Raw genomic sequence first — 9,478 nt, 5'->3', positions numbered from 1 at the left:
ATCAGCCCTCACCAATTGGGCGTTTACGATCAGCAGGGCCACTTCTTTGCTTTCGCTGAATTTTGAGGTGGGGTCTTACTGCCCGGCAAATAGCGGGATAAATAGAGAAAAAGACAACCGATATTTCTATCGCTTGCCTTACATTCCATTTATTATTTTTCTAACTCTTTAAAGGTATCTTTCAAGTCTTTATCAGATACCTTTATATCTGCATTTTTAAGCAGTTCTCTAGTAACTTGTTGATGGAATTGAGGATCTTGTATACGTTGCTGTTCTAATTCTTTACGAATATTCTCTTTCTCTTCCTCATACGGTTTAAGCTCTTTTTTATCCGTTAGCTTAATAATATGATATCCGAAAGAAGATTTAACAGGTTCACTCAATTGACCAACTTCTAACTTATACGCAGCATCCTCAAATTCTTTCACCATCATACCAGGTCCAAATTCAGATAGTTCCCCACCTTTTTCTTTAGAACCTGGATCCTCTGAATATTGTTTAGCCAATGCCGCGAAATCTTCGCCACTATTTAATTTTTCTTTAATTTCTTTTGCTGTCTTTTCATCTTTTACTAAAATATGGCTAACTTGAAGCTTTGGCTTATAATGATCTTTAATATCTTTTTCCGTTACGGTTGCTTTAATAGCTTTTTCAAAAGCAAAAGTAAGCTTTAATTTCTCTTTCAACTGATCTTCATTTTTCACACCATTGGATTCCATATATGTATTAAAATTATCGCCCATCTTGTCTTTTAATTCTTTTAGTTGTTTCGTTACCTCTTCATCCGTAACTTTATATTTATCATGTAATACTTTTTCTACTACCATTTCAGATAAATTCTGTTTACCGTAGTTTTCTTTTAATTTTTTGTTAAAATCACTTTCTGAAATGCTTCCTGATTTTGTCGTTACAATATTATCTGATGAACCACATGCAGATAAAGATAACGTCATACCCATTAAAATGCTACCAATTACTAATTTCTTTCTTTTCAAATCTGAATACCTCACTTCATTAAATTCAAATATAACTATGTAAATATAACGTTTTCCTGTGAACTTCACGTGAATTTAATGAAAGTAGAACATTTGCTAATTCTCCATTTAATACATCAATTTTGAAAATTATGGTGATTCATCCTATATCGCTAATCTCTAAAGCTGCAAAAAGGACTAATATTTTCATTAGTCCTTTTTCACATTTATATAAAATTGAATTTCTCCATCTATAGAGGAAACTCCATATTCAAAACCATGCCTTTCTAAAATACTTTTCACTATCGCTAAACCTAATCCTGTACCTGATTTTTCTTTACTACGAGAAGATTCTAGTACATAAAAAGGCTCCCAAATTTTCTCGATATTCTTAATTTTATCCGTAGGAATGCCATTTTTTATTTGGAAATATATACTTTTATTTCTATCTTCTAATGTAATTATTATGTTTTGATTTGCTGTATATTTTATCGCATTAGAAATTAAATTTCGAAACACCATTCTCATTTTATTTAAATCTGCATAAACGATTGTATTGCCCGCATTACAATTTACTTGCAAGTTAATTTCTTTCGAATCCAGTTCAATCTGATGCTTATCTAATATACTCTGGACCAGTGATTCAATGGGGAATTCTTCTTTTTGTAAAATATCTCTTTCTAGTTTAGAAAATCGTAATAGTTCTTCAATTAAGTTTGATATTTGATCTGTTTGTTTAATAATTGTATCTACGTAAGTCCCATCATCTAATCCATCTTTAATCCCCATAGAGTATGCTTTTACTAATGCGATCGGTGTCTTTAATTCATGCGTTACATCACCCATAAATCGTTTTAAATGTTCATTACGATCAGTTAAGTCTTGATGTGCTTCATGTAGTTTTTCACTCATGATATTAATACTATTGGCCAACTCTCCTATTTCATCATTCGTTTTCACTTTCGTTCTTTTAAACTGCAAATGTGAAATATCCTGAGCCACATCACTTAACTCTTTCAGTGGTGTCGTTATTATTTTTGAAAGTATCCACACAAGTAAAATAATAAGAAGGAGCGAGAAACATAGGATATATAAGTAAAATGTATTTAACGTATTTATAATTTCATTTGAATTCGCAATGGAAGTCCCAATTAAAATTATCGTATCATCTTTCGCAATATATTTAGCAAAAAAACTCGCTTTTACCTTTCCTTGATCGTACAGTTTATTCGATTGCCCTTCCGTCTTCACTTTCATAACTTCGTCTTTCGTAATCCAAAGCTTATTTAACGTTACTTTCTTTTTCGTAAGTTGCATGCGTAACGCGTCGTTCATAGCATCTTCCGACTGATTAATTGGCGTATACGCAATTGTAACGTTATTTTCACTTTCAATTGTATGAATAACATCCTCTATATTTTCCACTGTTGTATTTTGTATTTGTGTTGTAAATTTATTTAAGTTTTCACGTGTTTTATAAATATTATAGTTCGGTAAGAGATTGTTAATGAATAATAATGAAATCATAAAGATGAGAATAACAGTTGCAGAAATACTTAAAAATAACTTTTTCCCAAGTTTATTCACTTTGTTCCTCCAAACTATAACCCAGCCCACGATGCGTCTTAATAATATTTTCTCCAATTTTTTTACGTAGCCTTCTTACATGTGTATCAACCGTTCTCTCTTCTCCAAAATAGTCAAATCCCCAGACAATATCTAGCAATTTTTTACGAGTTAAAATTGTTCCTTTATGATTTAAAAAGCATTTTATTAATTCGAGCTCTGTTTTTGTAATTTCTAACTCTATATCATTTTTATATACTTTATTTTTGGCGAAATTTATCTTTACATCTTGTACTTGAATAATATCATCATGCTGAATAAGTTTTTTCGCTCGCGTAATTAGTACTCCTGGATGAAATGGTTTTTTCACGTACTCATCTGCCCCACTTTGAAGCGCTGCTAATTCATCTTCACTTTCACTTTTCGCCGTAAGCATTAATACTTTTACGCTTGAATTCTTTTTTATTTCCTGACAGACAGTAATACCACTATGTTTTGGCATCATCCAATCCAAAATAGCTAAATCAATTTTTTCATCATAAAATATTTGAAGTGCTTCCTCCCCGTCTTTTGCTAAAAAAACTTCAAATCCTTCTTTTTCAAAATAAGCTTTTAAAATCCTTAACATATCTTGTTCGTCATCTGCAATTAAAACTTTCATATTTTTTCCTCCATTGCTTTTAAACAAAAACCAATTGTATCATACAACATCTTTGTTACATGAATGTGACAGAAAAATATTTAAAGCTTTTGAGGGGATAGTAATGGTGAGGTGTTGTACTATGATAAAAAAAATCGGGGTCATTTCTCTTCTTCTATTTCTATTATCAACAAATGCGTTCGCAAATACAAATCAACAAATTGAAGTATTTGATTGTCAAAAAGAAATGGTCATTCAAAAACAATCTTTAGATCCAGTAATCCAAAAAGAAGCAGTTCAATACGCTAAATCAATTACTGGTCCATTTAAAAACTTAAATGTCGTTCCAAAAGATGGCTATATGATAAAAATCCCTTTATCTAAGCCGGTTTCTATTACTAATCAATGGTTACACACTACAATAGACGAAATACTTATACTACTCCCACTAAAAGAAAAGCCTTATATTATGCTTTATGATGATGAAAATAATCCGCATTTTTATTATGTAAAAGGTAAACCAGGATTATTATTGAAACAAATGAAGGTTAAAATGTAATTGAATGAAAAGGAGTCACCTTATAAGCTAAATTTTAAAAGCTAAGGTGCTCTTTTTTATAATAACAATTTGGTAAATGAAATTATAAAAGTTGTTTTTAATATAAGGGTCGCACCTTCATATATATCAGGGATTTTTAAAATATATCGATTTATCAACGAAAATACCTTTCCGTAGCTATTCTTTGGATAGCAATCTCTATAATAGTTTGTAGTGACTCGATCCCTTATATAATCCCCCTTTTACAAATCCATTTGAAGTATAAAACACATCCCCTTGCTTCGTGTCAGCATGTAAAACAATCACTTCAAAATACTTTTCCGCATGACATAATAGTTGATTTAATAATAAATTCCCTAACCCTATACGCCGATAATCCTTGGAAATATAAAATCTCCTCAACCGCCCAATCTTATTGTCTTTTGTGTACGGATCTTTATTTAAACCTCCAACTCCGATTAACATATCCCCTTGGAAAATACCATATAAACATTCTCCAGTTTTATTGAATACATTTACTTTGTTTTTATATTCATTTATTAGTCTTATAAGGAAATTAAACCCTTCTTCTTCACTGTCTTGAACGAGATGACTGAATTCATATTCCATTAAATTTTCTATTTGTTGAATATGTATATCTTTCAAGTCCATTCCCCCTAAGTACGAAAATACATAAAAATGCTCGAGAATCATTTATTCTGAGCATTTTTATGGTTGTTACTTTATTTAATTCATAGTATGCATATACTTCACTTCATATGTAAATCGATAATACAGTTAATTAATTTTATTATGAAAATATAAGAGCCTTGCTACAATCTAGTGTGTGGTAAGGCTCTTTAAAGTTGTGTAATTCTTATTGAACTAAAGCACCTGTTTACTTAAATGAATACATATACATTTATAATGTCTCTCAAATATAATATCAGTTTATAAATTCACCATTCTTCTCTAGCAGGTATAAGTTAAATTATAATTTGTTAATTGATATGCTTGTGTAACCACTGTTCAAATATTTTCAACTGTTCTTCAGTATGAAAGTAATGTTCACCCGTCTCCATAACTTCTAATTCACAACGATGTTTTTTTGTAAAATAGTTAATAGTTTCAAATTCGCACAGCTCATCCTTAGCTCCGTACATAATATATGTATCTGTATTCCATGTACTAATAGGATGCTCTTTTACATAGCATAAATAATCCCAATATAACTTTTGACCAATAGGTGTCTCTATAGTCATTTCTTTTTGTAAAAGCTCCGGTGTTACATTAAACCATTTCATCATATTTTCGATAATTCGTTCCATATTAACTACTGGTGATAAAAATAATGCCTTTTCTAGCACATCATTTTGATAAGCTAAAAGACTAAAATACGCTCCCATACTACATGCAAACACATTTATTTCTTTCCAATGTACTTTTGCGTAGTTCATAATTATAGATAATTCACTAACACAAAACTGTACTTTGCAAGGAGTGTTATCATTTTTTCTTTCTCCATGCTCAGGTAAATCAAAGCTTAATACTTGATAGCCTTTTTGATTGGCTTCTTCAGCTAATATTTGAATAACTATATCTTCCTTATTTGACATATTTCCATGTACTGCAATAAAAACTTTTTCACTCTTCTCTCCCCATAAAATCGCAGGAATATTACTAATTTTAAAATTATTTTTAAGCATACTCCCTCCATAAAATAAGACATATAGGACTTGGAAAAAATGCACACACTTTATTTATCTCTGTACAGCAGGCAGTATCCGCTTTAACTCTATTAAATCATCTATTACTATATCAGCCTGAGCAAGTTCATCTTCTTGCGCAAAATCAAAATTGCACCCAACTGCAAGTAAACCGTTGTCTTTCGCTGCATTTATATCAGATAGCCGGTCACCAACTACCGCTGCCTCTTTTATATCATATTTGTTCATAATACTTTTAACTAAGTCACCTTTATTTAGCGATTGTATTTGTTCAATACTAAACGTTTCAGTCACCCACTTGTCTAAAGCATAATACGTTACGATTGCTCGTAAATATTCTTTCAAACCATTACTAGCAATGTAAATTGAACAATTATTTTCTTTTATATATGTAAATATTTCTTTTACATTTGGATATAAAGCGCCTTTTCCGCTTTTTATGTTTTCAATTAGTCTATCTAAAAAATATGCATCTGTTTGTTCTCTTATTTCAATAGAATGGTCCGGTAATAAAGCTTCCCAAACTTTCGGTAGCGGCACACCCATAATTTCACGGTATTTTTCAATCGGTGTTACCGTATCCCATAATTGAAGTGATCTTAAGTGATCAAAAGTATCATCTAACGATAATTCTAAAATTTTATCTGTTTGAAATAATGTTCCATCCATATCAAAAATTAATGCTTGTAACATTCCTATCTCTCCTTTTGGACTATAGTTTTACCAGATATATTTTTAAGCATCTCAATAATAATTTCTGAGCAATAATTCGCAGCAGTTTTCGCGAAATCATCATAAGAAACTTGAGCTTCATCATCTGCACTGTCAGAAATACATCGTATAACAAGAAACGGTATATCATTTATGTAGGCAACATGTCCAATTGCTGCACCTTCCATTTCTGTACAATGAGGTGCGTATTCATCTATTAATTTTGCCTTTAACTTTGAATCTTCAACAAAACATTCACCACTTACAATTCTTCCTTCGTGAGCTTGAATATTTGAACTATTACTGTTACATGCTTTACGTGCTAACTCTATCAATTCCTTACTTGCAATAAACTCCTCTTGAAACGGGAATAATTTTTTCATTTGATTTTTACTTACATCATGATGGGTAACATTCGTTGAAATAACTACATCACCAACTTTTACATCTGGATGTAATCCACCAGCAACGCCCGTATTGATGATAGAGTCTACATTAAATTTATGAATTAATGTTTGCGCACATGCAGCTGCATTTACTTTCCCTACACCAGAACGTGCAATAATTACTTCTGTTCCCATGAATTCTCCAATATAAAATGGCATTCCCGCTATTGTCTGTTCTTCTTGTATTACTAGCTTTTCTAAAAGTAAATCTATTTCAATTTGCATTGCTCCGATAATGCCGATTCTGTTCATGTATGTAGTCCCCTTTATTAATTAATCCCTTTAATCCTCTCTGACATAACCGACAATAAAAATTTCGGAAGTACAAGTTGTCTCTTTAATCTTTTCGGCTGTGAGAGTAACCTATACAGCCATTCAGTTCCAGTATCCCTCATTATTTTCGGTGCTCTTTTTACAGTACCAGATATTATATCAATCATTCCCCCGATACCAATAGATAGCGGAACGTTTAATGTTTGTATGTTTTCATAAATGAACTCTTCTTGTTTTGGTGAACCTAGTCCTACAAGTAATAAATGCGGCTTGAATTGCTTAATTTTCATTTTTATTTCTTCTATTTCTTCACCATTTACAAATCCATGCTGTCCTTTAAATTGTGCTCCTGGGAACTGCTCATTTAATTTTTCTAATGCCTTTTTATTACTTTCTGGCGCAGCTCCAAAAAGAAAGACACGATATTCATTGTCGTTACAATATTTTATTAAATCGTGAGTTAAATCCGCCCCAGTAACACGTTCTTTCAAAGTTCCTTTTAATATTTTCGAGCCAATTATGACACCAATCCCATCCGCTGTTATTAAATCCGCAGATAGTAACATCTTTTTAAACTCCTTTGATTTTTCCGTATTTTCCTTTGCAGACATAACAATTTCAGGATTTGCAGTTACTACAAACCTTGGTTTCTCTTGTTGTTCATGTACCCAACCTTTTAATAAACTTATAGCTTTTGCATATTCTAAAGTTGAAAAAGGTATACCTTTTATAAACTGTTGATCCACTATACTCTCCCCTTATATAAGCTGCAAATATTCATCAATGTCTTTAGAAATTTGAATAAAAGCTTTATTCCAAAATTCATAATTTCTTATATCTATTTCAAAATGTTTTTTCATAAGCTCCTCTACTGGAGCCTTTCCTGTTTCTCGTAAGAACTCTTTATATTTCGAATGAAAAGTACTTTTACCTTCTTGAGCTATTTCTAATAAACTAAAACTTACTAAATATCCAAACGTGTATGGATAATTGTAAAAAGGAACATCTGCTATATAAAATTGAATATATTTCATCCATACAAACGGCTGGTATTCACTTAAAGCTTTTCCATAAGCTTCTTTTTGTGCCATTATAGATAATTTCTCAATTTCATCAGCACTTAATGGACCCTCTTTACATTTTTCATAAAATGTTTTTTCAAACTGATACGATGCTCGTATTGCCATTACATAATTAAAACTATTTCTTATTTTCCAGCTAAGTAATGACTTTTTCATATCTTTACTATCCGTTGTTTCAATTAGATAATTTAAGAGTACCGTTTCAAAGAAAATAGATGCTGATTCAGCCGTACTCATCGGCAAATAATCATCTAAAAAAGATGTAGATTGTTCAAAACTCATATTATAAAAATGCCAAGCATGTCCTAATTCATGAGCGAGCACTCTTACACTATCTATACTCCCATCATAACGCATGGAGATTCTCGATTCTTTCTCACTGAAAAATGGAGCACAAAACCCACCTGGTGGTTTATTCTCTCTCGGTTCAGCATCTATCCATCCACTTTCTATCGCATTACGTGCAAATTCTGCTAATTCTTGATCAATATTCTTACATGCATCATAAACGTTTTGTACTGCTACTGAAAAAGGAATCATGACCTCATTACTTTCCTTTACTGTCATAAGTTCATGCCATGTAATCGAAGCTTTCCCTTTCTTATACACGTTTAAAGCACTTACTAATTTATCAAGGTTTTCTTCTGTCACATTCCACATTTGGAATAATACAGTTTCTGAAATGCCATTCGCATGAAAAGATTGTGTTAAAATCTCTCTATCTTCTATTTCATTACTCTTTGCATTACGCAATCTCCCTACTTGATTTAATACAGTAGCAAAGATTTCTTTTTCCTTATGTAAAGCACATGTTAATGAATCGAATACTTCTAATCTTTCCTTTTCATTATCACTATTCATTGCAATAGTATTTGCTTGTCCAAAGGATAATAGTTTATTATTGTGCTCTATTTCTATCCTATCCCGTAATTGTATGTACATATTTTCCCACGCATTAAGTTCATCTTTTATTAACTTAGTATTATCTGAAGTTTCCACTTCATTATGTTTTATTACTTGCTGTAATTCACTTTTTAGTTCCTTCACTTTCACGGTCAATTTAGTAAGGTCAGATGGAACACTTTCTTCAACCGATCGACAGTACAAATAGTATTCTGCTTTTTCAATAGCTTGTATAAGCTTTGAAAGAATCTCTACATCTTTTGTTACAAAATATTGCTCTTTCAACTCCAAAATCGGAAATAGAATATCCTCATTCAAATACAAGCGATTTAAATCCCATCTAGCACTTTCTTGCATTTTTATAGCCGCCTCCTATTTTTACAAATAGTTACAGATATTTCTCCACACACAATTATATATGAAATGGAAAAATTTCGATATCTTCAAATATTTAAATTCCTATAAATATATTCTTATTTATACTCTTTTCTTCTACCATTAAGTATCATTACACATATAAAAAATAATCCCTCTACAAGATTGCATTTGATATAGGAAAACTTCAAAGATTTTATCTTCATCAATACCATATCGACCGATTATCACAGATTAAAAAAT

The 9,478-nt window shown here is 31.2% G+C and carries 10 protein-coding genes; 1 reads left to right on the top strand and 9 read right to left on the bottom strand.

The genetic code is table 11. The features are described 5' to 3' along the window. Positions 1-152 precede the first annotated feature (152 nt). The 3 genes from DN404_RS28035 to DN404_RS28025 all read right to left on the bottom strand — a co-directional run bounded on the left by DN404_RS28035 (position 153) and on the right by DN404_RS28025 (position 3,201). Entirely contained in the window at positions 153-995 is an 843-nt protein-coding gene (locus tag DN404_RS28035; protein WP_002204764.1) for a peptidylprolyl isomerase PrsA, read from the bottom strand. A gap of 189 nt (positions 996-1,184) precedes the next feature. Continuing rightward, the gene (locus DN404_RS28030; protein ID WP_149215727.1) at positions 1,185-2,561 is read right to left on the bottom strand and encodes a sensor histidine kinase; all 1,377 of its coding nucleotides are present in this window, start codon (positions 2,559-2,561) and stop codon (positions 1,185-1,187) included. Next, positions 2,554-3,201: a response regulator transcription factor gene (locus tag DN404_RS28025; RefSeq protein ID WP_000865970.1), complete on the bottom strand. Its 648-nt coding sequence runs from the start codon at positions 3,199-3,201 to the stop codon at positions 2,554-2,556. Before DN404_RS28025 ends, DN404_RS28030 begins: the two co-directional genes overlap by 8 nt. A gap of 121 nt (positions 3,202-3,322) precedes the next feature. Here DN404_RS28025 and DN404_RS28020 point away from each other — a divergent pair, with 121 nt between their 5' ends. Beyond that, complete coding sequence (locus DN404_RS28020) at positions 3,323-3,739, top strand: hypothetical protein (protein WP_006922097.1); 417 nt, start codon at positions 3,323-3,325, stop codon at positions 3,737-3,739. 198 nt (positions 3,740-3,937) lie between these two features. On the opposite strand, the gene DN404_RS28015 is transcribed toward DN404_RS28020, so the two are convergent. From DN404_RS28015 to DN404_RS27990, 6 genes are all read right to left on the bottom strand, one after another. Continuing rightward, positions 3,938-4,432 (bottom strand): GNAT family N-acetyltransferase, encoded by a 495-nt coding sequence (locus tag DN404_RS28015; protein WP_113304098.1) that lies wholly within the window; start codon positions 4,430-4,432, stop codon positions 3,938-3,940. A gap of 287 nt (positions 4,433-4,719) precedes the next feature. Continuing rightward, on the bottom strand, positions 4,720-5,424 hold the full coding sequence (locus DN404_RS28010; RefSeq protein WP_149215726.1) for an alpha/beta hydrolase: 705 nt from the start codon (positions 5,422-5,424) through the stop codon (positions 4,720-4,722). Positions 5,425-5,478: 54 nt separating this feature from the next. Continuing rightward, positions 5,479-6,138 (bottom strand): HAD hydrolase-like protein, encoded by a 660-nt coding sequence (locus tag DN404_RS28005; protein WP_149215725.1) that lies wholly within the window; start codon positions 6,136-6,138, stop codon positions 5,479-5,481. Between the two features lie 2 nt (positions 6,139-6,140). Continuing rightward, a complete protein-coding gene (locus DN404_RS28000; protein WP_001079720.1) occupies positions 6,141-6,854 on the bottom strand; it encodes a 5'-methylthioadenosine/adenosylhomocysteine nucleosidase in 714 nt (237 codons plus the stop codon). A 17-nt stretch (positions 6,855-6,871) separates the two neighbouring features. Then, the gene (locus tag DN404_RS27995; RefSeq protein WP_006922103.1) at positions 6,872-7,621 is read right to left on the bottom strand and encodes a WecB/TagA/CpsF family glycosyltransferase; all 750 of its coding nucleotides are present in this window, start codon (positions 7,619-7,621) and stop codon (positions 6,872-6,874) included. A gap of 12 nt (positions 7,622-7,633) precedes the next feature. Continuing rightward, complete coding sequence (locus DN404_RS27990) at positions 7,634-9,217, bottom strand: M3 family metallopeptidase (RefSeq protein ID WP_001158169.1); 1,584 nt, start codon at positions 9,215-9,217, stop codon at positions 7,634-7,636. Between the last annotated feature and the right edge of the window lie 261 nt (positions 9,218-9,478).

Origin of the sequence: Bacillus sp. TE8-1, from assembly GCF_008368855.1 — a bacterium.
In the GTDB taxonomy this organism is placed as follows: Bacteria; Bacillota; Bacilli; order Bacillales; family Bacillaceae_G; genus Bacillus_A; species Bacillus_A cereus.
This window is presented reverse-complemented; position numbering and strand designations above follow the sequence as displayed.

What these genes read in the sequence shown, in the direction of transcription:
- DN404_RS27990 (WP_001158169.1), bottom strand. Translation starts at nt 9,217, where the DNA reads ATGCAAGAAAGTGCTAGATGGGATTTAAATCGCTTGTATTTGAATGAG.
- DN404_RS28005 (WP_149215725.1), bottom strand. Translation starts at nt 6,138, where the DNA reads ATGTTACAAGCATTAATTTTTGATATGGATGGAACATTATTTCAAACA.
- DN404_RS28000 (WP_001079720.1), bottom strand. Translation starts at nt 6,854, where the DNA reads ATGAACAGAATCGGCATTATCGGAGCAATGCAAATTGAAATAGATTTA.
- DN404_RS28025 (WP_000865970.1), bottom strand. Translation starts at nt 3,201, where the DNA reads ATGAAAGTTTTAATTGCAGATGACGAACAAGATATGTTAAGGATTTTA.
- DN404_RS28020 (WP_006922097.1), top strand. Translation starts at nt 3,323, where the DNA reads ATGATAAAAAAAATCGGGGTCATTTCTCTTCTTCTATTTCTATTATCA.
- DN404_RS28010 (WP_149215726.1), bottom strand. Translation starts at nt 5,424, where the DNA reads ATGCTTAAAAATAATTTTAAAATTAGTAATATTCCTGCGATTTTATGG.
- DN404_RS28015 (WP_113304098.1), bottom strand. Translation starts at nt 4,432, where the DNA reads ATGATTCTCGAGCATTTTTATGTATTTTCGTACTTAGGGGGAATGGAC.